This is a genomic window from Herbaspirillum sp. VT-16-41, assembly GCF_001994935.1.
GTDB lineage: Bacteria > Pseudomonadota > Gammaproteobacteria > Burkholderiales > Burkholderiaceae_D > Herbaspirillum > Herbaspirillum frisingense.
In genome coordinates this window covers 111,630-137,207 of record NZ_MUXB01000020.1, presented here as the reverse complement: position 1 = coordinate 137,207, position 25,578 = coordinate 111,630, and the positions used below count along the sequence as shown (strand labels likewise).

Sequence of the window (25,578 nt, the reverse complement as noted above, 5' to 3'; positions counted from 1 at the left end):
CGAATTCATTGGTAACCCGGATGCCAGCGCAGCCAGAAGCGCTCCAGCGCACGGGCAGCGGTATCGGCCAGCTTGCCCAGCAAGGCATAGAGCAGGATGCCGACCAGCACCACATCGGTCTGCAGGAATTCGCGGGCATTCATGGTCATGTAGCCGATGCCGGCCTGGGCGGAGATGGTCTCGGCCACGATCAGCAACACCCACACCAGGCCCAGCGCGAAGCGCAGCCCGACCAGGATGGATGGCAAGGCGCCCGGCAGGATCACGTCGCGATACAGCGGCCAGCCCGACAGGCCATAGCTCCTGGCCATCTCGATCAGGCCCTGGTCCACCGAGCGGATGCCGTGGAAGGTATTGAGATAGACCGGGAAGAACACGCCCACCGAGACCAGGAACAGCTTGGCCGTCTCGTCGATGCCGAACCACAGGATCACCAGCGGGATCAAGGCCAGGGCCGGGATATTGCGCACCATCTGCAGGGTGGTATCGAGCAGCAGTTCGGCCGAGCGCAGGCTGCCGGAAAGCAGACCCAGCACCAGGCCCAGCCCGGCACCGACCGCAAAGCCCGAGGCCGCGCGACCACTGGAGACGGCCAGGTGGCGCCACAGCTCACCGGAGGCCGACAGTTTCCAGGCCGCCGTCAGGACCGCAAACGGTTCCGGCAGGATGCGGCTGGACAGCCAGCCGGCCTGCGAGGCCAGTTGCCACCACGCCAGCAGCAGCACCGGCAACAGCCAGCCCACCCAGGCGCCACGCGCCTTGCGCGGCGAGCGGCCAGCCGCACGGGCGGCCTTGCCGGCGGGTGTGCTGGTGCTGGCGGCGCCGGTGGTAGCGCTGTTCAGCGGATTGGATGCGCTCGTCATGCCTGCCTCAGCTGGCCGACACGCGCACCGGCGCGGCCTTGGGAAGCTCGGTGTTGCCGACGATCTCGCCGAAGGGGCCGGTCAGGTTGAATCCCGGCAGGGTCTCGCGCTGCGGACGTGGCAACAGCGGGAAGACCAGCTCGGCGAAGCGATACGATTCTTCCAGGTGCGGGTAGCCCGAGAGGATGAAGGTATCGATGCCCAGCGCTGCATATTCCTTGAGCCGTTCGGCGACCGTGGGGCCATCGCCCACCAGCGCCGTACCGGCACCGCCGCGCACCAGGCCGACCCCGGCCCAGAGGTTGGGGCTCACTTCCAGCTTGTCGCGTCGGCCGCCGTGCAGGGCCGCCATGCGACGCTGCCCTTCCGAATCCATGCGGGCGAAGTTGGCCTGGGCCTTGGCGATGGTCTCGTCGTCCAGGCGGCTGATCAGTTCATCGGCGGCGCGCCAGGCGGCTTCGTTGGTCTCGCGCACGATCACGTGCAGGCGGATGCCGAAACGCAGGGTGCGACCGGCGCGGGCGGCGCGTTCGCGCACGCGGGCGATCTTCTCGGCCACCGCAGCCGGTGGTTCGCCCCAGGTCAGGTAGACGTCCACCTGCTCGGCGGCCAGGTCGATGGCCTCGTCCGAGGAACCGCCGAAGTACAGCGGCGGATAGGGTTTCTGCAGGGGCGGATAGAGCGCCTTGGCGCCCTTGACGCGCAGGTGCTTGCCCTCGAAATGGGTCTCTTCGCTGGTATGGGTCTTGGCCAGCACGTCGCGCCAGATCTTGAGGAACTCGTCGGAAATCTCGTAACGCTCGGCATGGCTGCCGAAAATGCCATCGCTCTCCTGCTCGACCGGGTCGCCGCCAGTGACGACGTTGATCAGCAGGCGGCCATTGGAAAGGCGGTCGAAGGTGGCGGCCATGCGTGCCGACAGCGTCGGCGCGGTCAGGCCGGGGCGCACCGCCACCAGGAATTTCAGGCGGCGGGTGGCGTCGATCAGGCTGGCGGCGGCCACCCAGGCGTCTTCGCAGGAACGGCCGGTGGGCAGCAGCACGCCGTCGTAGCCCAGCGTGTCGGCGGCCACGGCGACCTGCTTCATGTAGTCATGACTGACCGGGCGCGCGCCTTCGGTGGTACCGAGGTAGCGGCTGTCGCCATGGGTGGGGATAAACCAGAAAACGTTCATGCTTGACTCCTGTGCTGCGGCAACCGGGTGGACATCATTTGAGGACGGCATCGCTGACCTTGAGTTGTTTGGGGATCAGCTTCAGTTCATAGAAGGCATCGGCGATCTTCTGCTGCTCGGCCAGCACCTGGGCATCGACCGGCTTGTAGACGTGGGCGTAGCGCTTCAAGCCGGTTTCGATGATGTCGGCATCCAGGCCCTGAATGGGCGCCAGCTGGGCGGCAGCGTCGGCGGTATGGGTACGCACCCATTCACCTTCGCGGGTGATCTCTTCCAGCAGGACCTTCTGCACCTGCGGGTTCTTCGCCGCGAAAGGACGCGCGCTCAGGAAGAACTGGTGATGGCTGACCGCGCCCACACCGCTGGCCAGGCGCCGCGCGCCGACCTGCTTTTCGGCGGCCGCCTGGAACGGGTCCCAGATCGCCCAGGCATCGACGGCACCGCGTTCGAAGGCGGCACGGGCATCGGCCGGCGCCAGGTAGACCGGCTGGATGTCGCTGTATTGCAGGCCGGCCTTCTTGAGCAGGGCCACCACCAGCCAGTGCACGTCGGCCCCCTTGTTGAAGGCGATCTTCTTACCCTTCAGTTCAGCCACGCTCTTGATCGGTGAATTCTTTTGCACCAGCAGGCCTTCGGCATCCGGCGTCGGGATTTCGTAGGCGGTATAGACGAAGTCGGCGCCGGCGGCCTGGGCAAACACGGGCGGGGCTTCACCGACGTAGCCGAAATCGACCGAGCCGACATTGAGCGCTTCCAGCAATTGCGGACCGGCCGCGAACTCGGCCCATTTCACTTCCACGCCCAGCGGCTGCAGGCGCTTTTCCAGCGTACCGTGGGCCTTGAGCAAGACCAGGGTATTGGCCGCCTTCTGGTAGCCGATGCGCAGGACACGGGCTTCCTGCGCCTGCACCGCGGCGGCGCCCAGGGCAAGGGTTGCGGTCGCCAGCGCCAGGGCCGACAGGCCGACCAGCGTGCGACGACGGGAGGAATGGACAATCTTGTTCTTGTTGGCGGACACGTTTTTCTCCAGATTTGGGCGTGCAGAGGGCCTTCGGCTGCACCGGCCGATGATTTTTCAGACGTTCAAGGTTCAGACGTTCAAGACAGGCCGGATCACTCCGGCCGGTTTCAATACGGGATGTCAGTTTGCGTCGGCAAGCATCAGCAGGAGACGCTGTACTGCAATTGCGAGAACGGTATTTCGCGGAACTCTTCCGGCGCTGCCTTGTGCAGGGCCAACAGGCTGGCCGACAACTGCGCCACGCCTTCATCGACGCGGGTGGCGATGGGCGCATCCAGCACCAGGCCCTGCTCTTCGCTCCAGGTCACCTGGGCCTCGGTGGCGTAGATGCTGGGCAGGACGTGCTTGGGATTGAGCGAGGACAGCACCGGTCGCAAGGCGTAGTCCAGTGCCAGCATGTGCGACTGACTGCCACCGGTGGCCAGCGGCAGCACCAGCTTGTTGGTCAGGCCGAACTGCGGCAGCAGGTCGAGGAAGGCCTTGAGGATGCCGCTGTAGGCCGCCTTGTAGACCGGGGTGGCGACCACCAAGGCCGAGGCTTCCTCCACTGTGGACAGGGCAGCCTTGATCTCCGCATTGTTCCAGTCGGCGCGCAGGATGGCCTGGCCCGGCAGGTCGCGCACCTCCAGACGGGCATGGCGGTGGCCGAGCTGGGCCAGCTTGTCGCCGACGTGGTGCAGCAGGCGGGTGGAGCGGGAAGGCGCCGAAGGGCTGCCGGCCAGGAGCAGGATGGTCATGTCTTATGCTTGAGCGTTGAGCGGGAGGAAGCGGCAGGGAGCGGCAGGAAGCCGGCGCGGCCGGCGCCCTGCCAGGTTTCAGATCACTTCTTGTTGGGTGCGTAGAGCTGGTCGAAGGTACCGCCATCGGCGAAGTGGGTCTTCTGGGCCTTTTGCCAGCCGCCGAAGTCCTTGTCGATGGTCACCAGGTTCAGCTTGGGGAACTGCGCTGCGTACTTGGCAGCGATCTTGGGATCGATGGGACGGTAGTAGTTCTTGGCGATGATTTCCTGGCCTTCCTCCGAATACAGGTGCTTGAGGTATTCCTCGGCCACCTTGCGGGTACCGCGACGGTCCACCACCTTGTCCACCACGGCCACCGGCGGCTCGGTCAGGATGGAGATCGACGGCGCGACGATGTCGAACTTGTCCGGACCCCATTCCTTCAGGGAGATCAGGGCTTCGTTTTCCCAGGCCAGCAGGACATCGCCGATGCCGCGCTCGACGAAGGTGATGGTGGCGCCACGGGCACCGGAATCCAGCACCGGCACGTTCTTGAAGAGCTTGGCGATGTAGTCGCGGGCTGCGTCGTCGCTACCGCCCTTCTGCTTGGCATAGGCCCAGGCGGCCAGGTAGTTCCAGCGCGCACCGCCCGAGGTCTTGGGGTTGGGAGTGATGACGGACACGCCCGGCTTGATCAGGTCGCCCCAGTCCTTGATGCCCTTGGGATTGCCCTTGCGCACCAGGAACACGATGGTGGAGGTATAGGGCGAGCTGTTGTGCGGCAAGCGCTTTTGCCAGTCGGCCGGCAGCAGCTTGGCCTTTTCCGAGATTTCGTCGATGTCGTAGGCCAGGGCCAGGGTCACCACGTCGGCATCGATGCCGTCGATGACGGAACGGCCCTGCTTGCCGGAGCCACCGTGGGAAGCCTTGATGGTGACGTTGTCACCGGCCTTTTCCTTCCAGTACCTGGAAAAGGCCTTGTTATAGTCGGCGTAGAGTTCGCGCGTCGGGTCGTAAGAGACGTTGAGCAGCGAGAGATCGGCCGCCTGTGCGACGTGGGCGGCTTGCGCCAGCACCAGGGTGACGACGACCGATTTGATGACGTTCTTCAGCATGTCCGGTTCCCGAATGTGTTAGTTGTTTTGGAGCACACAGGTTAATGAGCCTGCTGCCTGAAAAGAACGAATACTTTCTTCTCTCGATATGCGGAAAACAGATATGCAAGCGCAAGCCGCCGGAATAAGGCGGCCCGTCTTTATAACCAAACGTCAGGGAGAGCCAGGAAAGAGGAAACGGACGTTCGGCAATCCGGAGGGGCGCCCTGCCCCGCCGCACGGCGTGTCCGGAGGCAGCCGACAGCCTTGATGCGCCATTGATGCAGGTCAAAAAAGCACGGTCGAACTTTTTGTTCTTTTCACATTGTGGTATAACCCTCATATTGCAACGCACCAGGCTGCGCCATGAAAAAAGAAGCTGCAGGCGAGACAGAACACATTTCCATCCAGGTCATCGAGCGCATGGTGTCGCTGCTCGATGCGCTGGCCGATTACCCGGACCCGGTGAGCCTGAAGGAATTGTCGGCGGCGACCGACCTGCACCCGTCGACCGCGCACCGCATCCTCAACGATCTGGTGGTCAAGCGTTTCGTGGACCGCGTGGAACCGGGCACCTACCGCCTGGGCATGCGCCTGCTGGAGCTGGGCAATATCGTCAAGAGCCGGTTGTCGGTGCGCGAGGCGGCGCTGGACTTCATGCGCGCCCTGCATCGCAAGACCCACCAGACCATCAACCTGTCGGTGCGACAGGCCGATGAAATCGTCTATATCGATCGTTCCTTTTCCGAACGCTCCGGCATGCAGGTGGTGCGCGCCATCGGCGGCCGTGCGCCGCTGCACCTGACCTCCACCGGCAAGCTCTTTCTCTCGGTGGATGACCCCAAGAACGTGCGCGCCTATGCCACCCGGACCGGGCTGGCGGGGCATAACAAGAACTCCATCACCGATCTGACCAAGCTGGAGCGCGAGCTGTCCATGGTGCGCGCCCTCGGCTATGCCCGCGACAACGAAGAGCTGGAACTGGGCGTGCGCTGCATGGCCGCCGGCATCTGCGACGACAGCGGCAAGCTGGTGGCCGGCCTGTCGATCTCGGCCCCGGCCGACCGGCTGCAGGAAGAATGGGTGGATGACCTGGTCAGCACGGCCAACCAGATTTCGTCGGCGCTGGGATATCGCCGGGACCGGGATTGAAGCGAGGGCTAGGCCTGTTCACCTTCAATCAGATCGACCAACAAAAAAGCGAACCATCCGGTTCGCTTTTTTGTTGCTGCCGCAAGCTTACTGCGGCGATCAACCCTCGTCGGCCCTGACCATCTTCACACGGGTCAGGTTGTTCGGCTGGTCTTCCACCAGCCACTTGCGCATGCGGGCAGCATCGCCCACGTGCGACAGGCGGCCCTTGGAATCCAGGAACACCATGACAATGGGACGACCTTCGATGCGGGTGTACATCACCAGGCAATGGCCGGCTTCGTTGATGAAGCCGGTCTTTTGCAGGCCGATGTCCCATTCCTTGTTGGAGGTCAGGCGGTTGGAGCTGTTGTACTGCATGGCATGGCCGCTGGGTTCGACCATGTACTTGGGGTCGGTGGAGTACTGGCGGATGATGGGGTAGTTGTAGGCCGCCACCACCAGCTTGGCCAGGTCGCGGGCGCTGGCCACGTTCTGGCTGGACAGGCCGGTCGAATCGACATAGCGGGTATCGGTCATGCCCAGCGAGCGGGCCTTGGCATTCATGGCCGCCACGAAGGCCGGCAGACCGCCCGGGTAATTGCGGCCCAGCGCCGAGGCGGCACGGTTCTCGGAACTCATCAGGGCGATGTGCAGCATGTCGTCGCGGCTCAGCGTAGCACCCACGCGCAGGCGCGAGCTGCTGTGCTTTTCGCGGTCGACGTCGTCATCGGTGACGGTCAGGGTCTCTTCCATGTTCAGGCGCGCTTCCACCACCACCAGTGCGGTCATCAGCTTGGTGACCGAGGCGATGGGCAGGGCCACCGAGGAATTCTTTTCAAACAGGACCTGCGAGCTGGCCTGGTCGATCACCAGGGCCACATTGGAGCGCAGGGCCAAAGGATCTGGCGTGAGGTTCAGGCCGGCCAGGTCGCCGGCGGTCATGACCGGTGGCACCACCGGCACCGAGGGGGCGGCCGAGACGCGCTGATAGCTGATGTGGCGCTTGCCCTTGACCACGCTGACCTTGCGCACCAGCTTTTCGCGGTTGTTCAGCGAGCCCTTGGCGACCGTGCGGCTGACGGCTGCGGCGGGTCGCTTGGCGACCACCTTCTTGGCCGGGGCCTTCTTGGCGGCGTTGTTGACCGTCTGGGCTGCGGCAGGTGCCAAACCAGCGTGGATGAAAAGTAGCGATGTGAAAATGGCCAGCGCTGATTTGAACATAGGTGGATCTCCCCCCGAATTTACCCTGATAGTACACAAGAGAAACGTTGGCAGTGTAGCAAAAAGCAGAATTTTCGCAAGAGAATTAAGACGTTAGCGCATTTATTTAAACGGCTTTCTATCTTGCGGCCGGCCGAAGCATCCCCTGTTTCGGCCAATTCTTCTGGCATTTCCTGACAATCTTGCTCGATTTTATTCGATTTATTTTTGAGCAAGATCCACGCCAACGAAGCGACATGATACCAGTCTAAGCTTTCCGTTCAGTTCCTGAAAACGATAACAGAAGGCAATACCGGCCCCAGATGCTCGTTTTCGCGCTTTTTAATTCACTTTGGAGGCATCTGGAATGAAACACTAACGGGTAGTCGGGGGAGGCCGTTGACGGCGCAATGCGTCTTGCGGCCGGCACGGCAAAAGACCTGCAGCTCAGGGCTTGCGGGCGTCCAGCATGGCGACGTCAATGGAGAAGGAACAGGCCTGGTCCAGCGCGAAATACTGTTTCACCTCTTCCGGTGCGGACTTCCACAGCGCACGGATGGCCGTGACGTTGTCTTGCGGGGTGCGCATGCGGGCCACCCAGCTGTCGAATTCCAGGCGCAGCTTCCAGGTCTTGTCACTGTCGATGGCAAAACCGGCGGCCTGCAGCAGCTTGCGCCAGGAGTTCAGGCTGATATTGCGGACATGTGAAGTATCGCGCAGCAACTCAATGGCCTGGACGTAGGTATCGGCCAGCACATCGGCCGGTGCAGCGGTATCGATGACGATGAAGCGTCCGCCCGGCTTGAGTACCCGGAAGACCTCAGCGAGCGCCTGCGGCAGATTGCGCCAGTGGTGCACCGAAAAGCGGGTACAGACCAGGTCGAAGCTGGCATCGGGAAACTCCAGCCGGTCGGCGCTGCCCTGGCGCACGGCCAGGTTGTCCAGGCCACGCTCGCGGGCGGCGCTGGCGACCACGTCCAGCATTTCGGCAGCGATGTCGTAGGCAATCACTTTTTCCACCACTGGCGCCACGGCAAAGCTGGCGTGTCCGCCGCCGCACCCCAGATCGAGCACGCGGGCGCCGGGAATGGTGGCGGCGATGGCGGCCAGTTCCTGCAGATCAGCCCCCTGGGCGTGTACCGCGCTGGTGAGATAGGCGGCGGCGGTACTGCCGAACTGTTCGGTGACGACTTGCTGATGGCTGCGCATGGCGGGGCTCCTGAGCGAAATAAGCTGAACAAGAATACAAAGCAGGCAAAGGCGGGTTGCATTTGCCCGTGGATGAGCAGCCAGTCTAGCGAATCCTTATCCTGTTACAAGTTCAGCATTTATACTATTACCTCGACCACCACCCTGCTCTTTCTGCATGGAACCCGATCTTGCCCGCCGCGCCCTGGGGGCCTTCCTCAAATCCCAGCGCGAACAGACTGCACCCTCGCAAGCCGGCCTGCCACACCTGGCCCATGGCCGGCGTCGCACGCCGGGCTTGCGCCGAGAAGAAGTGGCTCAGTTGTGCGGCATCAGCGTGACCTGGTACACCTGGATCGAACAGGGGCGCACCGACTCGGTCTCGCCGCAGGCGCTGGCGCGCATCGCAGACGCGCTGCACCTGCCGCGCGCCAAGCGGGCCTACTTGTTCGAACTGGCCGGCAAGAAGGATCCGGCGCTGCCGGAGCAACAGGCGGTGGCGGTGATTGCGCCGGAAATCCTGGACGTGGTCGGCAACTTCCGCGCGCCGGCCTATCTGCTGGACCGCTACTGGAATGCCGTGGCCTGGAACCCGGCGGCGCGCAAGCTCTTCGTGGGGTGGCTGGATCAAGGGGAGGCGGCGCCCAATCTGCTGCGCTTCATGTTCGCCCGCGCGACGGCGCAGGCCTTGACGATCGACTGGGAGCAGCGCGCGCGCCGGCTGGTGGCGGAGTTCCGGGCCGACAGCGCCAGCCTGCTGGACGATCCGGATCTGCTGGCGCTGGTGGAGGAGTTGTCAGCCGCCAGTCCACTCTTCAAGCGGGCCTGGCACTTGCAGGATGTGGTGGAGCGCGAAGGCGGCGAGCGCCGCTTCCAGCATCCGCAATCGGGGGAACTGCGCTATCGCCAGGTCAACTTCCGCGTGGCCAACCGGCCGGACCTGAAACTGGTGACGCTGATGCCGGACGCGCCCGCGCCCGTCTGATCCTCATTTGCGGACCACGAAGGCCACGCCGATCACACCTACCAGCATGCCCAGCGCACCGATCAGGCTGAAGGCTTCGCCGAACATCAGCCAGGCCATCACGGCCGTGGTCGGTGGCGTGAGATAGAGCAGGCTGGTGACGCTGGTGGCGGCGCTGCGGCGGATCAGCGCAAACAGCAGGAAGATGGCGCCGATCGACAGGGCCAGCACCGACCACAGCAGCGCCGCGATGAATTGCGGCGTCCAGTGGACGTTGCCCAGATGCCAGTCCAGACCTTCCACGGCCACGGCAAAGGGCAGCACCACCACGATGGAGGCGGCGAACTGGATCACGGTGCCGGTGCGCAGGTCAAAGTGGGCGCAGTAGCGCTTCTGGTACAAGGTACCGATCGTGATGCACAACAAGGCAAACAGGCACAGGCCGATGCTGGCAGTGGACAGGCCGATCAGCGAAATCTTGTTGGCCACCACCAGCCCTACCCCGCACAGGCCCAGCGCCAGTCCCACCCATTGCCGGCCACGCACCGATTCACCCAGCAAGGGCGCGGCGAAGGCGGTCAGGATGGGTTGCAGGCCGACGATCAAGGCCGACAGGCCAGCCGGCATGCCGATCTTGATGGCGCACCAGACGCCGGCCAGGTAGCCGGCCTGCAGCAATACGCCAGCCACGGCCACGTGGCGGATGCGGCCGTGCGGCCAGGGGGCACGAGACAGCAGCACCAGCGGCAGCAGCACGATCAACACGCCGGTGAAGCGCAACAGCAGGAAGGTCAGCGGCGGCGCATACGGCAGGCCGAACTTGGCGACGATGAAGCCGGTGCTCCAGATCAATACGAACAACAGGGGCACCAGGCTCATCAGGAGCTGGCGCGACCGGCTGGCGCCGGGGGTGGATTGCATCATTTCTTTTCCGTGGGCGGGCCGCATGCGACATGCTCATGCGCGAAGAGGCCCGGGTCATTTCACCGTGCGCTCCAGCGGGCAGCGTGGAGGCCGGCGAGTCTTATCGTTTGCAGGTGGACGGCGACGGTTTGTTCGATATCTCTGCCGTAGCCGCCCGCCATCGTAACCGCAACCGGAATTTTGTGCTCGCGTGCATAGGCGAACACAGTCTCGTCACGGGCCGCGAGGCCAGCCATGCTCAGTTTCATCTTGCCCAGGCGGTCGCCCTCGTGCGGATCGGCACCGGCCAGGTAGATCAGCAACTGCGGCGCGAAGCGCTGCTGCAGCGTCGTCAGCGCGCCCTGCAGGGCAGCCAGATAGTCGGCGTCACCGATGCCATCGGGCAGGGCGACGTCGAGATCGCTCTGTTCCTTTTCGAAGGGGTAATTATTCTCTCCGTGCAGGGACAAGGTGAACACCGAATCATCCCGCGCCAGGATGGAGGCGGTGCCGTTACCCTGGTGCACGTCCAGGTCGACGATGGCGACCCGGGCGGCGCGGCGTTCGGCCTGCATCAGGCGCGCGGCGATGGCGGCATCATTGAAGACGCAGAAGCCGGCACCGTGGTCGGCATAGGCATGGTGGGTGCCACCGGCCAGGTTGACCGCCACCCCGTCCACGAAGGCGGCGCGACAGGCGGCGATGGTGGCCCCGGAAGAGCGGCGCGAGCGCTCCACCATCTGCGGTGACCACGGGAAACCGATCTCGCGCTGCTCGGCTGCGTTCAGTTCGCCACGGCTGGCGCGACCGATGTAGTCGGGATGGTGCGCCAGCGCCAGCTCGCCATCGCTGGCGGCCTGGGCTTCCTGGAAATCGATGGCCGGCTGCAGGCTGGCCGCCCCTTCGCGGATCATGCGGTACTTGATCATGGGGAAGCGGTGGCCCGGTGGCAGGGGCAGCACGAAATGGTCGCTGTAAAAGGCCTTCAAGAAAAAATTCCTTCCTGTTGATACGGGTTTCCGCATTGCAATAAGCGTTTTGCGATGCGGCGCAAACGATTGCGCGCAGCGCATTGATAACGTAATTTCATTAGCTCGACAGCAAGTAGAAAAAGAATCGAATTCCTTTTCAAAAATCACGTAAGTCTTTGATTAGACGTGGATCAATTTTGAAACACTTTTCGCAGTTCTCACGCGATGAAACGTTTGACTTTATGCACGATTAAACTAGAATCCGCCTTGTGCAATGCATCATATTCAAACAAGAAATTTCAGCGGAGATCCACCTTTCCCTTCAGATTGGTCCGTAAGCAATCACTGTCGCAGCATTGTTCATCAACCTATCACCGAGAAGGATGTTTCAACATGACGAACTACACCGAGCAATTTTCTGCTGCTGCCAAAGCCAATGCCGAAGCCCAGATCGCGCTCTTCAGCCAGTTGGCGAGCAAGACCTTTGAAGGCATGGAAAAGCTGGTGGACCTGAACCTGAAGGCCGCCAAGTCCTCGCTCGAAGAAAGCCAGGCTGCGGCCCAGAAGCTGTTCGCTGCCAAGGACCCGCAGGAATTCTTCACCCTCTCCAGCGCACATGCCCAGCCCACGCTGGAAAAGTCGGTCGCCTACGGCCGTCACCTGAGCGGCATCTTCTCCAGCACCCAGTCGGAACTGACCAAGGCTGCCGAAGCGCAGATCGCCGAAGTCAACCGCAAGGTGGTGGCCATGATCGACGAAGCGGCCAAGAACGCCCCGGCCGGTTCGGAACAGGCCATCTCGATGTTCAAGTCGGCCATCGGCAACATGAGCGCCGGCTACGAACAGTTCACCAAGAACGCCAAGCAGGCCGCTGAAGTGCTGGAAGCCAATGTCAGCAACGCCGTGGACCAGATGTCCCAGGCTGGCGCCAAGGTGACCCGCGCTGCCAAAAAGTAATCAAACGTAATCAACAATCCGGCGCTCGCGCCGATTGCTGAAAGGCCCCGGCTGGACCGGGGCCTTTTTGCGTCTGGCGTTGCGCGTTTCAGGCGCTGATCTGGAACTCGGCACGCAGGGCGCGCAGGCCTTCTTGCATCTTCTCGAAGGCCGGTTCCACCTGCGTGGGGTCACCCTTGACGCCCAGGTCGATATGGCGGCGCGTCTGCTGGTCGCCCACGTGCGGCAGGCTGAACACCTTCACCAGCGGGAATTGCGCCTCGATGGCTTCCATCAGCGGGGTCAGGGTCGATTCCATCGCCTCGTACACCAGCATCGAACGTTCGGCCCAGGCATGGCGGTGGAACTGGTCAGCGTATTTGTTTTCCAGCACCCATTCGAACATCGGCCAGGCCATCACGGGGAAGCCTGGCGCGAAGTAATGGGCGCCTTCGCCGCTGGTATTGGGCAGGGAAAAGCCGGGAATCTTGTTATAGGGATTGGGGATGATGGAGGCGCCCTGCGGGAACTCGCCCATCTTCAGGCGGTGCTGGTTTTCGGGTGCGTCGAAGTCGGGTGTGGCACCGGATTCGCGGGCCATGTCGGCGATGCGCTCCTGGATCTTTTCCTTGGCCTGGGGATGCAGCACCACCGGCACGCCCAGCGCAGCCGCTGCGCACTGGCGGGTGTGGTCGTCCGGGGTGGCGCCGATGCCGCCGGTGCAGAACACCACGTCCTGGGTGGCCAGCGTGCGCTTCAGGGTGGCGGTGATGCGGTCGGGGTCGTCGCCCAGATATTCCGCCCAGGACAACTGCAGGCCGCGCTGGCCGAGCAGTTCCAAGACCTTGGGGAAATGCTTGTCGATACGGCGTCCCGAGAGGATTTCGTCGCCGATGATGATGAGTCCGAATGCCATGCGTCTACCCGCCAGAAAGTTGAAGAAAGATGGCGGCGATTATGCCCCATTCAGCAGCGCCGTGGCAGGCCGCGCCCTGCCCCGCCACCCACCTTGTACCAGCACCTGGCGTCAATCAGGCTTCAACGCGGCTCAACGAGACTTCAACGCGGTGCCACATCGATGACTGCACCGTCTACCGGGCCATCCGGTGGCTGCCCGCTGCGGTAGCGCAGCAGCGCTTCCAGGCAATAGAACTGGAACCACAGCGCGGTAAAGACGAACACCAGCACATACAGCCAGATCGCCACCCCGGCCAGCACGGGCAGGAAGACCACCGACAGCACCCCACCCAGCCACAGCAGGGTGGGCGCCGCACCCAGTGCGCCGGCAATGGTACCCACCGCCAGCAACGGCCAGCGATGCAGGCGCAACACGGCGTGCCGCTCCTCGCTGCTGGCGTAGTCGGCCAGGGTGTCGTAGGCCATGACGCGATAGGTCAGCCATCCCCAGAGCAGCGAATGGATCACGAAGGCCAGCGGCGGGATCAGGAATACCCAGATCGTGGCCAGCCACAGGATGGTGAAGACGGCAAAGCACCACAGCGAGGTCCACAGGCTGCCGGCGACGCTGCCGCCATGGCGCTTGGAGAGCATGGGATAGTGGCGCGCACCGATGTGACGGGAAATGGCCGGAATCGTGAACAGGCCGACGAAGACCAGTGCCGTGAGGATCATCAGCGGCAGTAGCGTCCACATCGCCAGGAGCGGCACCAGCACCGTCTTCAGGGTCGCCATGCCGAACCAGGCCAGCATGCTGCCGATTTCCCCGAACATGCTGTTGGTCACGAAATAGGCCTGCAGCCAGTCGATGATGGGTTGCAGGCCCAGCCACAGGCAGACCGCCCACAGCGCCAGGGACACCAGGAAAGGCAGCACGGTCAGCCACAGCATGCGGATATGCAGCTGCGCCAGCAGGGCGCGACCGAAGGAGGCCAGGAAAATTCGCATCAGCGTGGCTTCCTGCGGGTGAATTCAACCAGGCGCTTGATGCCCAGCCATTGCTGCATCCAGAAGCCGCGCCCATAGTCGCGACCACGGCCGGCCGGTGCCGGCAGCTGGTCGCGCACGCCGGTCATGGCGAAGCCCTGGCTGAAGTGGGCAGTACGGAAGATCACATCCCAGATCGGGAACAGCACGGCGAAGTTATGGCCGCCCAGCGAATTGCGGCCCCGGCTTTCATGGCCCAGGCCGATGGCGTGATGGGTGCGGTGAAAACGCGGCGAGACCAGCAGGTATTCGCCGATGCGGCCGAAATGGATGCGCACATTGGCATGCTGCAGGCTTTGCAGCATGCGCGAGAGCGAGACCAGCAGGATGTATTGCGAGGGCTCCACGCCGATCAGCACGGCGATGAGACCGAAGATCATGTCGTGCACCAGGTTGTCTAGCATGTGGTTGCGGTCGTCGCTCCACAGGTTCATGTTCTGCTGGCTATGGTGCAGGCTGTGCAGGGCCCACATCCAGCGCACATTGTGCTGCGCCCAGTGGTAGACGTATTCGCACAGGTCCAGCACCACCATGTAGAGCAGGAAACTGACCAGGGCACGGTCGGTCACGCCGGGCCAGATCTGATCCAGGTTGAAGGTCCCCCAGCCTTCCAGGTGCAAGGCCTCGGACAGGTAGGACAGGGACGGATCGAGCAGCAGGAAGGCGATGATGGGGATGATGCCCAGCCGCTGCAGGACGGTGTAGATGAAATCATTCCAGCGCGCGCGCGGGTCGGTGATGGGATGGACCGGGATGGCGGCCTCCAGCGGGCGCAGGATGAGGAACAGGATCACCAGTTCGCACAGGCCTACCAGGACGAATTCGGTGCCGGTGAAGGCTTCCTCGACGAATTCGCCCATGCCGGTGAAGAACACCAGCGGCTGTATCAGGGTCTCGAAAAGCCAGCCCTGGACGGTGGCAAAGAGGTCGGAAATGGTCTGGATGATCATGGATAGCTTGAATCGGTATGACGGTATGCCGCTGTGAACGGGCTGCAGGGCCGCGGAGCTGCGGGCCGACGGTGCGCCGGGCTCCCCTGGCCTCGGCGCCGGTTCGACTGGCAGCGGCGTTCAGTGTTCCTTGCCGGCACCAAACAGGTGGCGGTAGGCCGGATGTTCGCGCAGGGTGGCAAAGCAGTATCCCTTCTGCTCCAGCCCGCTGATCAAGGGTTCCAGCACGGCCGGCGCCCAGGGGTCCTGGCGCGACCAGATGCCCATATGGGCCAGGAAGATATCACCATCCTTGAGGCCATCGAGCGCCTTTTTCAGCAACACCTCGTTGGGGAATTTGTCGCTGGGCAGTTCGTCACCGGAAAAACCGGCCGGCGCCCAGGCCACATGGGCGTAGCCGCAGGCCTGACCGGCCTTGAGCAGGTTGTGCGTGAGGCGCCCGCCGGGGGCGCGCCACAGCGGGTCGAGCTTGTGCCCGGTCAGCTGCTGGAAGCGCTGGTCCACGCGCTGCATCTCCAGGCAATACTGGGCCGGGGTCCATTGCAGCTTCTTGCCGGCCTGCGCCCCGAATTGCGGCCGCACCTCGACCTTGCCATCCGGCAGGTCGCGAACCACGTAGACATGGTCGAAGGTATGGGTGCCGAAGGCATGGCCCTCGGCCACCAGCCGCTTCCACAGCGGTGCCCAGGCCGGATCCAGGGAGTAGTCTCCGTGGATGGTCTTCTCGTTGGCAAGGAAGAAGGTGGCCTTGATATGGTGGCGCAGCAGGGTCTGCTCGATCAGTTCGGCCTGGGACTGGCTGCCGGTATCGAAGGTGAGGTAGATGTGCCCCTTGCAGGCGGCGGCCTCGGGTGCGGCGGATTGCGCAACGGCCTGGCCGGCCGCCAGGATGGCGAACAGGCACAGGCCGCGCAGGGTCTGGTTCGAGAGGGACAGCGTCATCGTGGAGCAGTCATCGGCAGGATCAGATATCGGGCGCCCGGTTGTACAGGTAGATGCCGTGCGGCGAACGGCCCACCGGGATCACCTTGGTCACCGTGCGGCTGGCCAGGTCGATCACCGCGACCTTCTTGCTCCAGCGCAGCGTGGCCCACATGGTCTTGCCGTCGGCGGTGACTTCCATGCAGTCCGGGCCGCCAGGGACCTTGATGGTACCGACGTTTTCCAGTGTGGTCATGTCGACGATGCTGATGGTATTGGCCACGCGGTTGGAGACATAGATGAAGCGCTTGTCACCCTGGCCACGGAAGTTGTGGGCGCCGACGCCGGTCTTGATCTTCTTGACCATCTTCTGGGTGCGCCAGTCGATCACCTCGACATAGTCCGAACCCATGATGCCCACCAGCAGGTACTTGTTGTCCGGGGTCATGACGATGCCGGCCGGCAGCTTGCCCACTGGCATGGTCCACTTGACCTGCTGGGTAGCCAGGTCGATGGCGCTGATCTGGTCGCTGCCCTGCTGGGTGATGAAGGCGATGGTGCTGTCGTTGTCGAAGGCGATGTGGCTGGGCGTCTTGGCCAGCGGGATGCGCTTGGACAGCTTCAGGTCCTGGCCGTCATAGCTGTAGACATCGACCCGGTCCAGGCGCAGGCCGGTGGCCACGAACCACTTCTGGTCGGGGGTGAAGCCGATCTGGTAGGGGTCGATGATGTCGCGGATCTTGCGCTGCACGGCACCGGTCTTGGGGTCCAGGAACAGCAGCTGGTTGCCGGTGGCGCTGGCTACGATGAGGGACTTGTTGTCCGGGGTGGCCATCAGGTGGTGTGGTTCCTTGCCGACCGAGAAGGTGGAGAGCTCCTTCTCACCGCTCTGGTCCAGCAGCGACACCGAGGCGTCGCCGGAGTTGAGTACCACCACCACATTGGCATGGGCGGACACCGCGAGAACGGCCGACACACATGCTGCGCGGAGGGAAAGGGATAAAAGTTGGCTGAATCGACGCAACATGACGAACTTTACACAAAAATGCCTGATCTCATCGTGCACGGAGCACGTCCTGGGTTCTTAACGCATGCCAGAGGCATCCCGCTGACAGCCCACTGACGCAATATGAAAAAATTTCAATTTTTGGTTTACACTGCCTGCCGTTCCGGTCGCATGCCGCTGCCGGAGCGGCCTGCAAGCCTGTCGCCATGCGGCGACGCGCAGGTGGACACGGACGGCGGAAAAATTGCCTGCGGGTACTATCCATCAGTTCCACTCCATCCAACATGAACAGCCAGGCCGCGCACACCCCATCCCCTCACCGAAAGGAACAAGATGTCCACGATCACCACAGCTTCCGGGCTGCAATATGAAGAAATCACCGTAGGCTCGGGCGACGAAGCCAAGGCCGGCAGCCATGTCACCGTGCATTACACCGGCTGGCTGCAGAATGCAGACGGCAGCGCCGGCAGCAAGTTCGATTCCAGCAAGGACCGCAATGACCCGTTCGCCTTCCCGCTGGGCGCAGGCCATGTGATCAAGGGCTGGGACGAAGGCGTGCAAGGCATGAAGGTCGGTGGCACCCGCAAGCTGATCATCCCGGCCGGCCTGGGTTATGGCGCACGCGGCGCTGGCGGCGTGATTCCGCCCAATGCCACCCTGATCTTCGAAGTCGAACTGCTGGGCGTCTGAGCCCGCTGGAGGAGAGAGACATGAGCACCCTGCAAGAACAGTTCGAAGCGGCCGTGGCCGAATCCAAGAGCCTGCCCGAGCGTCCCGACAACATGACCCTGCTGAAGATGTATGGCCTCTACAAGCAGGGCAGCAACGGCGACGTGCAGGGCGAGCGCCCGGGCATGACCGATTTCGTGGCCCGCGCCAAGTTCGACGCCTGGGCCGCGCTCAAGGGCAAGCCGCAAGCCGAAGCGCAGCAGGAATACATCGATATCTTCAATGACCTGAAGGGTTGATGCGGGTGCGGCAGCCGTTAGCTGTTGCCGCATACCGGAAGCGAAAGCGCAAAAACATGGGCGCACCCTTGATCGGGTGCGCCCATTTTGTTTTGTCGTTTTGTTTTGCCGCAATGTGGCTGGATCAGCCCTTGACCACGTCCGGATTGAGCAGATTGGGCGGGCGCTGGCCGGACAAGGCGGCAATCAGGTTGCCGGCGGCGCAATTGGCCATGGCCAGGCGCGTGGGGGTGGAGGCGCTGGCGATGTGGGGAGTGAGCACCACATTGCTGAGGTCAAGGAATTCCGGCTTGAAGGCCGGCTCGTTCTCGAACACGTCCACGCCGGCCGCGGCGATGCGGCCTTCACGCAGGGCGGCGATCAGGGCGGCATCATCGACGATGCCGCCACGGGCGATATTGGTCAGGGTGGCGGTCGGCTTCATCAGCGCCAGCTCGGCGGCGCCGATGGTGTGGTGGGTGTCTTTCGAATAGGGCAGCACCAGCACCACGTGGTCGGCCTGCCGGAGCAGATCTTCCTTGCTGACGTAGCGCGCGTGGTTGGCACGCGCCTCCTGCTCCGGCGCCAGGCGCGAGCGGTTGTGGTACAGCACCTGCATGTCGAAGCCCAGCGAGCGGCGGGCGATGGCCTGGCCGATGCGGCCCATGCCGATGATGCCCAGGGTGGCGCCATGGATGTCGGGGCCGACGAAGCTGTCGTAACTCCACTTCTTCCACTGGCCGGCGCGCAGGAAGTGCTCCGATTCGGTGATGCGACGGGCCGCCGCCATCATCAGCGCCCAGCCGAAGTCGGCGGTGGTCTCGTTGAGCACGTCGGGCGTATTGGTGGCCATCACGCCGGCGCGGGTGGCGGCGGCCACGTCGATGTTGTTGTAGCCCACGGCCATGTTGCAGACCGCCTTGAGTTGCGGATTGGCGGCGAACAGCGCCGCCGTGACCGGTTCGCTGGGTGTGGTGAAGAGGCCGACCTTGCCCTGGGCCTTGGCCTGCAGTTCATCGGCAGTGTAGATGCGGTCGTCCTGGTTGGACTCGACCTCGAAGTGCTGCTCCAGACGCGCCAATACTTCAGGGAAGACGGCGCGGGCGACGAAGATCTTTGGTTTCATGGGGTCTCGTAGTGTCTCGAAATGTCTCGTTGGATGCGCTTGGGTGAACAGTAATTCAGGAATTCGGATGATTAGAAGAACAGGAAACTCATGACGATGAACAGCGGCACCAGGATGCCCACCGACCACGCCATGTAGCCGAAGAAACTGGGCATGCGGATACCGCGCTCCTCGGCGATGGCCTTGACCATCATGTTGGGTGCATTGCCGATATAGCTGTTGGCCCCCATGAAGACGGCACCGGCAGAAATGGCCGCCAGGGTCGAGGCCAGCGGCCCCATCAGTTCCCGGGCATCACCCGATGCGGTGTTGAAGAAGACCAGATAGGTCGGTGCATTGTCGAGGAAGGAAGACAGCAGGCCGGTCATCCAGAAATACATCACATCGTCAGGCCGGCCGTCGGGGCCGGTCACGGCGCGCACCACGGTGGCAAATGCGCCCTGCTCGCCCGCGCGCAGCATGGCGATGACCGGGGCGATGGTGAGGAAGATGGCGGCGAAGAGCTTGCCCACCTCCAGCATCGGCCCCCAGCCGAACTCATTGCCGGCACGGGCGCTGCCGGGGGTCAGCCACAGCGACAGCAGGATCACCAGCAGCAAGGCGCCATCGCGCAGCAGGTTCTGCCATTCCAGCGGCGCCCCCATCAACTCGGTGGCCACGCCGGGCTTCCACAGGCCGCTCATGAGCACCAGCCCGACCACCACTGCCAGCAGCAGGAAGTTGACACTGCCTTCCAGCTGCAGCGACGAGTCTGGCGTGGGGTCGAGCGGGCGGCGCTCTTCGCGGTTGAGGTAGAAGTGCCGGTCCAGCAGGTAGAAGATCAGCAGCAGCGCGCCGCACAGGAAGGCCATCGGCGCCACCAGGTGGCGTGCGGTCCAGAAGAAGTCCACCCCCTTCAAAAAGCCCAGGAACAACGGCGGATCACCCAGCGGCGTGAGCGAACCACCGGCATTGGCCACCAGGAAGATGAAGAACACCACCACATGCACGGAGTGCTTGCGGTCGTCGTTGGCGCGGATCAGGGGGCGGATCAGCAGCATGGCCGCGCCAGTGGTGCCCATGATGCTGGCCAGCAGGGTGCCCAGCGCCAGCAGCCCGGTATTCAAGGCCGGCGTGCCATGCAGGTTGCCGCGCACGCAGATGCCACCGGCCACCGTGAAGAGGGCGGTCAGCAGGATGATGAAGGGAAGATATTCCGCCACCAGCGCATGCACGCTGATGGCCAGCGCTGCGTGCAGGCCCTGCGTGGCAGCCAGCGGCAGCAGCAAAGCCAGCGCCCAGGCGCCGGCGATCTTGCCGAAATGGTGATGCCATAGCGACGGGGCCAGCAGTGGCAGCACGGCGATGGAAAGCAATACGCCGGCAAATGGGAGGGCCCAGACCAGCGACAGGCCGGCGCCGTCAAGATCGGCGGCCTGAGCCGACAGGGGGAGCGTCAAACCCGACAGGGCAAGGAGGATGGCGTTGAGCGGCAAGTGTCGTCCTCAAGATGGCAGTGAAGAAAAACCCGCCACCATGACAGCCGACGACGGGGAGCCACACTATAGCAGCCGACTTGCCGCCGGCGCGCGAAAACCGGCCAGTGAAAAAACTTTCAGCTATTGATCAAATCCGCTCTGTGCCGCGCAAACCCGGTCAGGCCTTGATCTGGAACACCTGGCGCAGATAGTTCACATAAGCCGGGTCATCGCACATGTTCTTGGACGGGGTGTCGGAGAGCTTCGCCACCGGCTGGCCGTTGCAGCGCACCATCTTCATGACCACCTGCAGGGGCGTATAGCCCAGGTCGTTGGTCAGGTTGGTGCCTACGCCGAAGGCGACCTTGGCGCGGTCCTTGAAGCGCAGGTACAGGGCGCGCACCTTGTCGAAGTCCAGGCTGTCGGAGAACACCAGCACCTTGCTGGAGGGATCGACGCGATTGTCGCGGTAATGCTGGATCAGGCGCTCGCCCCATTCGAAGGGGTCACCCGAGTCGTGGCGCGCACCGTCGAAGAGCTTGCAGAAGTACATGTCATAGTCGCGCAGGAAGGCATCCATGCCATAGACGTCGGAGAGCGTAATACCCAGGTCGCCGCGATATTCACGCGCCCACATCTCGAAAGCGAAGGTCTGTGAATCGCGCAGGCGCGGACCGAGGGCCTGGCAGGCCTGCAGGTATTCGTGGGCCATGGTGCCCAGGGGCGTCAAGTCGTGCTGCATGGCGTACATCACATTGGAAGTACCGGCGAAGTGCTCGCCCATGTGCTGCTTCATCTCGTCGATGACTTCGGCATGCCAGCTGCGCGAGAAGCGGCGGCGGGTGCCGTAGTCGGCGATCTTGCAGCCGGCCAGTTCGGCGTCGTCGGTGATGACCGACATCTTCCGGCGCAGGCGCGCCCTGCCCTCTTCCAGGTCGGGTGTGCGCTGGGTGGCGCGGAAATAGACTTCATTGACGATGGCCAGCACCGGCACTTCGAACATGATGGTGTGCAGCCAGGGGCCCTTGACGCTGATCTCGATCTCGCCGTTGCCGGCCGGGTCGGGCTGGACGGTGATGTACTTTTCGTTCAGGTGGAACAGGTCGAGGAAGTCGACGAAGTCACTCTTGATGAAGCGCAGGCCGCGCAGGTAGTTCAGTTCGTCTTCCTTGAAGCGCAAGCGGCACAGGGCGGCGATCTCGGCGCGGATTTCCTCGACGTAGGGGGTCAGATCGATGTGCTCGTTGCGGCATTTGAAGCGATATTCGACTTGGGCGCCGGGGAAGTGATGCAGCACCACCTGCATCATCGTGAATTTGTACAGGTCGGTGTCGAGTAAGGAAGTGATGATCATGAAGTCCGGATGCGGATGCCCCGCATGCTGCCATGTTGATGGTCCACGTGCATGGCGGGTCGCCCCGGAGCGGTCCCGCGCCATGCCTTGGCGGCACCCTCGGGCGCCGCGTGCGCTATCTTAACCGAGATCGGCGATGGCAAAGCCCCCTGCGCCAAGGGGGCATTGGGCGTGCCGGCAGGCGATCATCGGGTGGCCGAGCCCGGACGGCGGCTGCGCACGTAGGTAGCTGGCGGCAGATAGGCGCTGCCATCCAGGTAGCGCCACTCGCGCATGGTGCTGCGACCGTCCTTTTGCGACACCAGCCCGATGAAGGCACCCATGGACGCTTGCTGGTCCAGGGCGCGGAAGCTGAGCTCGCCCAGCGGCGAAGACCAGTGCAGGCCGCGCAGGGCCTCTACCAGGGCCTCGCCGTCATTTCCTTCACTTTTCTTCAGGCCGGCGGCGATGGCCATCATCGTGGAATAGCCCAAAACGGACGACAGCTGCGGGCGTTCGCTGAATTTCTTCAGATAGGCTTCCAGGAAGCGCTGATGTTCGGGGGTGTTGATCTGGTCCCAGGGGTAGCCGACGGCCAGCCAGTCGCGGATCGCCTCGCTTTGTGAAGGGTCCAGGCTTTGGGCGCCGGCCGAGGCCAGCGACACCACCTGCACGCCATTGAAGAGTTGCAGGCGGTTGCCGGCCTGCACGAACTTCTGCAGGTCGTCGCCGAAGGTGGCGTTGAAGATGCCGTCCGGCCGCGACTGGCGGATCGCCCGCACCACGTCGTCGGCCTTGATCTTGCCCAGCGCCGGCCACTGGTCGCTGACGAATTCCACATCCGGGCGGGCCTGCTTCAACAACATCTTGAAGCTGGCCACGGCGCTCTGGCCGTATTCATAGTTGGGGGCCACCACCGCCCAGCGCCGTCCGGGCAGGCGCGCGGCCTGTTCGGCCAGCATGGCGGCCTGCATGTAGGTCGAGGGACGCACGCGGAAGGTGAAACGGTTGCCCTTGTCCAGGGTGATGGCGTCCGACAGGGCATCGCCCACCACCAGCACGGTCTTGCCGCGGGCGGCTTCGCGCGCCACCGCCAGGGCCACGTCGGAGAGCATGGTGCCGGTCAGCACCTCGACGCGTTCCTTGCTGACCAGTTCCCTGGCGTTGCGGGCAGCCTGGTCGGCGTCGCCATCGTCGTCCCGCACCACCAGCTGCAATGGCCGGCCATGCACACCACCGGCTTCATTGATCTGCTCCAGGGCCAGCGCCAGCCCATTGCGGTAGGCTTGCCCGGAAAGTGACTGGCGCCCCTGGCTATTGATCTCACCGATGCGGATGGCTTCGGCGGCCTTGGCCGGGACCACCGGCGCCAGCGGCAAGGCCAGCGCGGCCAGCAGGCCCAGTACGGCCGGCAGCAGGGAACGACGCAGGGGAGAGGGTCTGGTGTCTTCAGCGTTCACGCCGGGACTTCCTTATCAGTTGATGCGCGGCATCGACCGGCACGCCTGGCGGCCTTGTTCCGTGCGCGGAGGCAGCATCCGGAAGACCTTGGCGGCGGCGGGTCTGGTGGCGAGCTTGTTTATTTACTTATACGTAAACTGTATAAGCCTCATTTGTGGGAAAAATCGAATTACCTTAAAATACAAGGCTTTGCGGCGGGTTGCGCAGCGGCATCCCAAGGGCGCCCACAAGGCGGAGGATGCAGCAGGATGCGCGCAAAATGGACCTCGACAACAGGTTGACCAACCGCAACATGATTTTAACCGTGCCATATTGCCATCAATTGCGGCGCAGTTAGCCATCGGTTTGAAGAAATTTTACAGATAGGACAGTTATGACCCACGTTGTCACCGATTCCTGCGTCCGTTGCCGCTACACGGATTGCGTGGATGTTTGCCCGGTGGATTGTTTCCGCGAAGGCCCCAATTTCCTCGCGATTGACCCGGACGAATGCATCGACTGCGCCGTGTGCGTGGCCGAATGCCCGGTCAATGCGATCTACGCGGAAGAAGACGTGCCGGCCGACCAGCAGCCATACATCGCCCTGAACGCCGACCTGTCCCGCAGCTGGCCCTCCATCACCAAGACCAAGGCCCCGCTGCCGGACGCCGAGGAATGGAAGGACAAGACCGACAAGCTGCAATACCTGCAGCGCTGATCGCTGCGGCAGATCAAGCCGGTCGGGCCCGAACCCGCCCAGAATTGCGGTTGCGCATCCAGCCTGGCAGCACCATCGTCCCAGCCAGATGCGCAGCCGTTTGTATTTGGCCCTCCGCAAAGCCCCTGCCAGCCTCATGGGTTGGCGTTGCCGAAGCGGTGCAGGCCTGCAGCACCCTCTTTATGCACCGTCTTTACCTGGCCGATCCACCGCCATGCGGCCCACGCCGTTAGCCAGTCGCGCAACGCGCAAGTGCGAAAAGCCTCTCTACTGATCTACTGAAACAGGAATATCAAGAAAATCATGGAAAACAATGTCCAGAGCGCGGCAGTCAACGGCGTCATCGATGCCGATGCCGTCATCATCGGCGCCGGCCCGGTCGGCCTGTTCCAGGTGTTCGAACTCGGCCTCTTGGAAATCAAGGCGCACGTGATCGATTCGCTGCCCGTCGTCGGCGGCCAGTGCGTGGAGCTCTACCCGGACAAGCCCATCTATGACATCCCGGCCGTGCCGGTCTGCACCGGCCAGGAACTGACCGACAACCTGTTGAAGCAGATCGAGCCCTTCTCGCCCACCTTCCACCTGGGCCAGGAAGTGACCCTGGTCAACAAGCGCGAAGATGGTCGTTTCGACGTCGAGACCTCCACCGGCACCCGCTTCATTACCAAGACCATCTTCATCGCCGCAGGTGTGGGCTCGTTCCAGCCGCGCACCCTGAAGGTCGAGGGCATCGAACAGTTCGAAGGCTCGCAGGTGTTCTACCGCGTCAAGGAACCGGCCCTGTTCGAAGGCAAGAACATCGTCATCTGCGGCGGCGGCGACTCCGCCCTGGACTGGGCGCTGAACTTCGTGGGCAAGGCCGAATCGGTGATCCTGCTGCATCGTCGCGAGGAATTCCGCGCCGCGCCGGCGTCGGTGGCCAAGATGAAGGAACTGTGCGAACAGTACGAGATGCAGCTGGTGATCGGCCAGGTCACCGGCACCGAGATCAAGGACGGCAAGCTGGCCGAGGTCAAGGTCACCGGTGCCGACGGCGTCACCCGCCGCCTGCCGCTGGACATGCTGCTGGTCTTCTTCGGCCTCTCGCCCAAGCTGGGCCCGATCGCCGAGTGGGGCCTGGATATCGAGCGCAAGCAACTGAAGGTGGTCGATACCGAGAAGTTCGAGACCAACATCCCGGGCATCTTCGCCGTGGGTGACATCAACACCTATCCGGGCAAGAAGAAGCTGATCCTGTCGGGCTTCCACGAAGCCGCGCTGGCCGCCTTCGGCGCTGCGCCCTACATCTTCCCGGAAAAGAAGATCCACATGCAGTACACCACCACCTCGCCCAAGCTGCACAAGATCCTGGGCGTGGAAAGCCCGGTCTTCGACTGAGGCTGCACTGCCCGCACCAAGGCAGCCGCGCTGCCACTCAAAGCCCCCGTCCCGCACGGGGGCTTTTTGTTTCCGCAAAGTTTTGCATGAACTTGTGGACTGCAAGCCACTGGTCTGACCAGCAAGCAGGGCGTAAGGCAAAGCGTGCTATGCTACTGCGTCGCAACAAGGAAAAAGTTGACAAATTAATCA

General features: G+C 63.3%; 26 protein-coding genes. 8 read left to right on the top strand and 18 right to left on the bottom strand.

All coding sequences use genetic code 11. The features are described 5' to 3' along the window. Positions 1–5: 5 nt before the first annotated feature. From ssuC to BTM36_RS02485, 5 genes are all read right to left on the bottom strand, one after another. Entirely contained in the window at positions 6–863 is an 858-nt protein-coding gene (gene ssuC / locus BTM36_RS02505) for an aliphatic sulfonate ABC transporter permease SsuC (RefSeq protein WP_077235099.1), read from the bottom strand. A gap of 7 nt (positions 864–870) precedes the next feature. Beyond that, a complete protein-coding gene (ssuD, locus tag BTM36_RS02500) occupies positions 871–2,037 on the bottom strand; it encodes an FMNH2-dependent alkanesulfonate monooxygenase (RefSeq protein ID WP_077235098.1) in 1,167 nt (388 codons plus the stop codon). Positions 2,038–2,071: 34 nt separating this feature from the next. Next, the gene (locus BTM36_RS02495) at positions 2,072–3,055 is read right to left on the bottom strand and encodes a sulfonate ABC transporter substrate-binding protein (protein WP_077235097.1); all 984 of its coding nucleotides are present in this window, start codon (positions 3,053–3,055) and stop codon (positions 2,072–2,074) included. Between the two features lie 143 nt (positions 3,056–3,198). Next, positions 3,199–3,795, bottom strand: a complete 597-nt coding sequence (gene ssuE, locus BTM36_RS02490) for an NADPH-dependent FMN reductase (protein WP_077235096.1) — start codon at positions 3,793–3,795, stop codon at positions 3,199–3,201. A gap of 83 nt (positions 3,796–3,878) precedes the next feature. Beyond that, positions 3,879–4,892: a sulfate ABC transporter substrate-binding protein gene (locus BTM36_RS02485; RefSeq protein ID WP_077235095.1), complete on the bottom strand. Its 1,014-nt coding sequence runs from the start codon at positions 4,890–4,892 to the stop codon at positions 3,879–3,881. Between the two features lie 345 nt (positions 4,893–5,237). On the opposite strand from BTM36_RS02485, the gene BTM36_RS02480 reads away from it, so the two are divergent. After that, positions 5,238–6,023 carry an IclR family transcriptional regulator gene (locus BTM36_RS02480; protein ID WP_006464484.1) on the top strand — a complete coding sequence of 262 codons (786 nt, stop codon included), beginning with the start codon at positions 5,238–5,240 and terminating at the stop codon, positions 6,021–6,023. Between the two features lie 99 nt (positions 6,024–6,122). Here the strand turns inward: BTM36_RS02480 and pbpG are convergent, their stop codons facing one another. Then, entirely contained in the window at positions 6,123–7,226 is a 1,104-nt protein-coding gene (gene pbpG / locus BTM36_RS02475; RefSeq protein ID WP_006465635.1) for a D-alanyl-D-alanine endopeptidase, read from the bottom strand. A 426-nt stretch (positions 7,227–7,652) separates the two neighbouring features. Continuing rightward, a complete protein-coding gene (locus BTM36_RS02470) occupies positions 7,653–8,414 on the bottom strand; it encodes a class I SAM-dependent methyltransferase (RefSeq protein WP_077235094.1) in 762 nt (253 codons plus the stop codon). Between the two features lie 157 nt (positions 8,415–8,571). On the opposite strand from BTM36_RS02470, the gene BTM36_RS02465 reads away from it, so the two are divergent. Then, on the top strand, positions 8,572–9,378 hold the full coding sequence (locus BTM36_RS02465) for a helix-turn-helix transcriptional regulator (protein WP_077235093.1): 807 nt from the start codon (positions 8,572–8,574) through the stop codon (positions 9,376–9,378). Positions 9,379–9,381: 3 nt separating this feature from the next. Here BTM36_RS02465 and BTM36_RS02460 read toward each other — a convergent pair whose 3' ends face one another. Then, positions 9,382–10,281, bottom strand: a complete 900-nt coding sequence (locus BTM36_RS02460) for a DMT family transporter (protein ID WP_077235092.1) — start codon at positions 10,279–10,281, stop codon at positions 9,382–9,384. A gap of 59 nt (positions 10,282–10,340) precedes the next feature. After that, positions 10,341–11,249, bottom strand: a complete 909-nt coding sequence (locus BTM36_RS02455) for a histone deacetylase (RefSeq protein ID WP_077235091.1) — start codon at positions 11,247–11,249, stop codon at positions 10,341–10,343. 375 nt (positions 11,250–11,624) lie between these two features. Here BTM36_RS02455 and BTM36_RS02450 point away from each other — a divergent pair, with 375 nt between their 5' ends. Continuing rightward, on the top strand, positions 11,625–12,188 hold the full coding sequence (locus BTM36_RS02450; protein WP_077235090.1) for a phasin family protein: 564 nt from the start codon (positions 11,625–11,627) through the stop codon (positions 12,186–12,188). 88 nt (positions 12,189–12,276) lie between these two features. Here BTM36_RS02450 and BTM36_RS02445 read toward each other — a convergent pair whose 3' ends face one another. From BTM36_RS02445 to BTM36_RS02425, 5 genes are all read right to left on the bottom strand, one after another. Further along, positions 12,277–13,083, bottom strand: a complete 807-nt coding sequence (locus BTM36_RS02445) for a molybdopterin-binding protein (protein ID WP_077235088.1) — start codon at positions 13,081–13,083, stop codon at positions 12,277–12,279. A gap of 143 nt (positions 13,084–13,226) precedes the next feature. After that, positions 13,227–14,072, bottom strand: a complete 846-nt coding sequence (locus tag BTM36_RS02440; protein ID WP_077235082.1) for an EI24 domain-containing protein — start codon at positions 14,070–14,072, stop codon at positions 13,227–13,229. Beyond that, positions 14,072–15,058 carry a sterol desaturase family protein gene (locus BTM36_RS02435; RefSeq protein WP_039877229.1) on the bottom strand — a complete coding sequence of 329 codons (987 nt, stop codon included), beginning with the start codon at positions 15,056–15,058 and terminating at the stop codon, positions 14,072–14,074. The genes BTM36_RS02440 and BTM36_RS02435 overlap by 1 nt, the downstream gene beginning before the upstream one ends. A gap of 123 nt (positions 15,059–15,181) precedes the next feature. Then, positions 15,182–16,003, bottom strand: coding sequence for a polysaccharide deacetylase family protein (locus tag BTM36_RS02430; protein ID WP_077235081.1), 822 nt, complete (start codon positions 16,001–16,003; stop codon positions 15,182–15,184). A 22-nt stretch (positions 16,004–16,025) separates the two neighbouring features. Beyond that, complete coding sequence (locus tag BTM36_RS02425; RefSeq protein WP_077235080.1) at positions 16,026–17,009, bottom strand: beta-propeller fold lactonase family protein; 984 nt, start codon at positions 17,007–17,009, stop codon at positions 16,026–16,028. Between the two features lie 312 nt (positions 17,010–17,321). Here BTM36_RS02425 and BTM36_RS02420 point away from each other — a divergent pair, with 312 nt between their 5' ends. Next, complete coding sequence (locus tag BTM36_RS02420; RefSeq protein ID WP_006465622.1) at positions 17,322–17,678, top strand: FKBP-type peptidyl-prolyl cis-trans isomerase; 357 nt, start codon at positions 17,322–17,324, stop codon at positions 17,676–17,678. A gap of 20 nt (positions 17,679–17,698) precedes the next feature. Continuing rightward, a complete protein-coding gene (locus BTM36_RS02415; RefSeq protein ID WP_077235077.1) occupies positions 17,699–17,956 on the top strand; it encodes an acyl-CoA-binding protein in 258 nt (85 codons plus the stop codon). 124 nt (positions 17,957–18,080) lie between these two features. Here the strand turns inward: BTM36_RS02415 and BTM36_RS02410 are convergent, their stop codons facing one another. The 4 genes from BTM36_RS02410 to BTM36_RS02395 all read right to left on the bottom strand — a co-directional run bounded on the left by BTM36_RS02410 (position 18,081) and on the right by BTM36_RS02395 (position 23,311). Continuing rightward, positions 18,081–19,061: a D-glycerate dehydrogenase gene (locus tag BTM36_RS02410; RefSeq protein WP_006465390.1), complete on the bottom strand. Its 981-nt coding sequence runs from the start codon at positions 19,059–19,061 to the stop codon at positions 18,081–18,083. A gap of 71 nt (positions 19,062–19,132) precedes the next feature. Continuing rightward, on the bottom strand, positions 19,133–20,536 hold the full coding sequence (locus BTM36_RS02405; protein WP_077235074.1) for a sodium:proton antiporter: 1,404 nt from the start codon (positions 20,534–20,536) through the stop codon (positions 19,133–19,135). 160 nt (positions 20,537–20,696) lie between these two features. Next, complete coding sequence (pncB, locus tag BTM36_RS02400; protein ID WP_006465388.1) at positions 20,697–21,872, bottom strand: nicotinate phosphoribosyltransferase; 1,176 nt, start codon at positions 21,870–21,872, stop codon at positions 20,697–20,699. A gap of 185 nt (positions 21,873–22,057) precedes the next feature. Continuing rightward, complete coding sequence (locus BTM36_RS02395) at positions 22,058–23,311, bottom strand: ABC transporter substrate-binding protein (protein ID WP_077235073.1); 1,254 nt, start codon at positions 23,309–23,311, stop codon at positions 22,058–22,060. Between BTM36_RS02395 and BTM36_RS27555 the strand changes: the two genes are divergently transcribed. From BTM36_RS27555 to BTM36_RS02385, 3 genes are all read left to right on the top strand, one after another. Next, positions 23,295–23,678, top strand: a complete 384-nt coding sequence (locus BTM36_RS27555; protein ID WP_139347026.1) for a hypothetical protein — start codon at positions 23,295–23,297, stop codon at positions 23,676–23,678. The two genes, BTM36_RS02395 and BTM36_RS27555, sit on opposite strands and share 17 nt — an antisense overlap. Positions 23,679–23,685: 7 nt before the next feature. After that, the gene (gene fdxA / locus BTM36_RS02390) at positions 23,686–24,009 is read left to right on the top strand and encodes a ferredoxin FdxA (protein WP_006465386.1); all 324 of its coding nucleotides are present in this window, start codon (positions 23,686–23,688) and stop codon (positions 24,007–24,009) included. A 303-nt stretch (positions 24,010–24,312) separates the two neighbouring features. After that, on the top strand, positions 24,313–25,386 hold the full coding sequence (locus BTM36_RS02385) for an NAD(P)/FAD-dependent oxidoreductase (RefSeq protein WP_006465385.1): 1,074 nt from the start codon (positions 24,313–24,315) through the stop codon (positions 25,384–25,386). The last annotated feature ends 192 nt before the right edge of the window (positions 25,387–25,578 follow it).

Coding starts and splice junctions, on each gene's coding strand:
- BTM36_RS02480 (WP_006464484.1), top strand. CDS start 5,238: ATGAAAAAAGAAGCTGCAGGCGAGACAGAACACATTTCCATCCAGGTC.
- BTM36_RS02425 (WP_077235080.1), bottom strand. CDS start 17,009: ATGTTGCGTCGATTCAGCCAACTTTTATCCCTTTCCCTCCGCGCAGCA.
- BTM36_RS02470 (WP_077235094.1), bottom strand. CDS start 8,414: ATGCGCAGCCATCAGCAAGTCGTCACCGAACAGTTCGGCAGTACCGCC.
- BTM36_RS02430 (WP_077235081.1), bottom strand. CDS start 16,003: ATGACGCTGTCCCTCTCGAACCAGACCCTGCGCGGCCTGTGCCTGTTC.
- ssuE (WP_077235096.1), bottom strand. CDS start 3,795: ATGACCATCCTGCTCCTGGCCGGCAGCCCTTCGGCGCCTTCCCGCTCC.
- BTM36_RS02420 (WP_006465622.1), top strand. CDS start 17,322: ATGTCCACGATCACCACAGCTTCCGGGCTGCAATATGAAGAAATCACC.
- BTM36_RS02460 (WP_077235092.1), bottom strand. CDS start 10,281: ATGATGCAATCCACCCCCGGCGCCAGCCGGTCGCGCCAGCTCCTGATG.
- BTM36_RS02385 (WP_006465385.1), top strand. CDS start 24,313: ATGGAAAACAATGTCCAGAGCGCGGCAGTCAACGGCGTCATCGATGCC.
- fdxA (WP_006465386.1), top strand. CDS start 23,686: ATGACCCACGTTGTCACCGATTCCTGCGTCCGTTGCCGCTACACGGAT.
- BTM36_RS02450 (WP_077235090.1), top strand. CDS start 11,625: ATGACGAACTACACCGAGCAATTTTCTGCTGCTGCCAAAGCCAATGCC.
- BTM36_RS02485 (WP_077235095.1), bottom strand. CDS start 4,892: ATGCTGAAGAACGTCATCAAATCGGTCGTCGTCACCCTGGTGCTGGCG.
- BTM36_RS02415 (WP_077235077.1), top strand. CDS start 17,699: ATGAGCACCCTGCAAGAACAGTTCGAAGCGGCCGTGGCCGAATCCAAG.
- BTM36_RS02440 (WP_077235082.1), bottom strand. CDS start 14,072: ATGCGAATTTTCCTGGCCTCCTTCGGTCGCGCCCTGCTGGCGCAGCTG.
- ssuC (WP_077235099.1), bottom strand. CDS start 863: ATGACGAGCGCATCCAATCCGCTGAACAGCGCTACCACCGGCGCCGCC.
- BTM36_RS02465 (WP_077235093.1), top strand. CDS start 8,572: ATGGAACCCGATCTTGCCCGCCGCGCCCTGGGGGCCTTCCTCAAATCC.
- pbpG (WP_006465635.1), bottom strand. CDS start 7,226: ATGTTCAAATCAGCGCTGGCCATTTTCACATCGCTACTTTTCATCCAC.
- pncB (WP_006465388.1), bottom strand. CDS start 21,872: ATGATCATCACTTCCTTACTCGACACCGACCTGTACAAATTCACGATG.
- BTM36_RS02445 (WP_077235088.1), bottom strand. CDS start 13,083: ATGGCATTCGGACTCATCATCATCGGCGACGAAATCCTCTCGGGACGC.
- ssuD (WP_077235098.1), bottom strand. CDS start 2,037: ATGAACGTTTTCTGGTTTATCCCCACCCATGGCGACAGCCGCTACCTC.
- BTM36_RS02410 (WP_006465390.1), bottom strand. CDS start 19,061: ATGAAACCAAAGATCTTCGTCGCCCGCGCCGTCTTCCCTGAAGTATTG.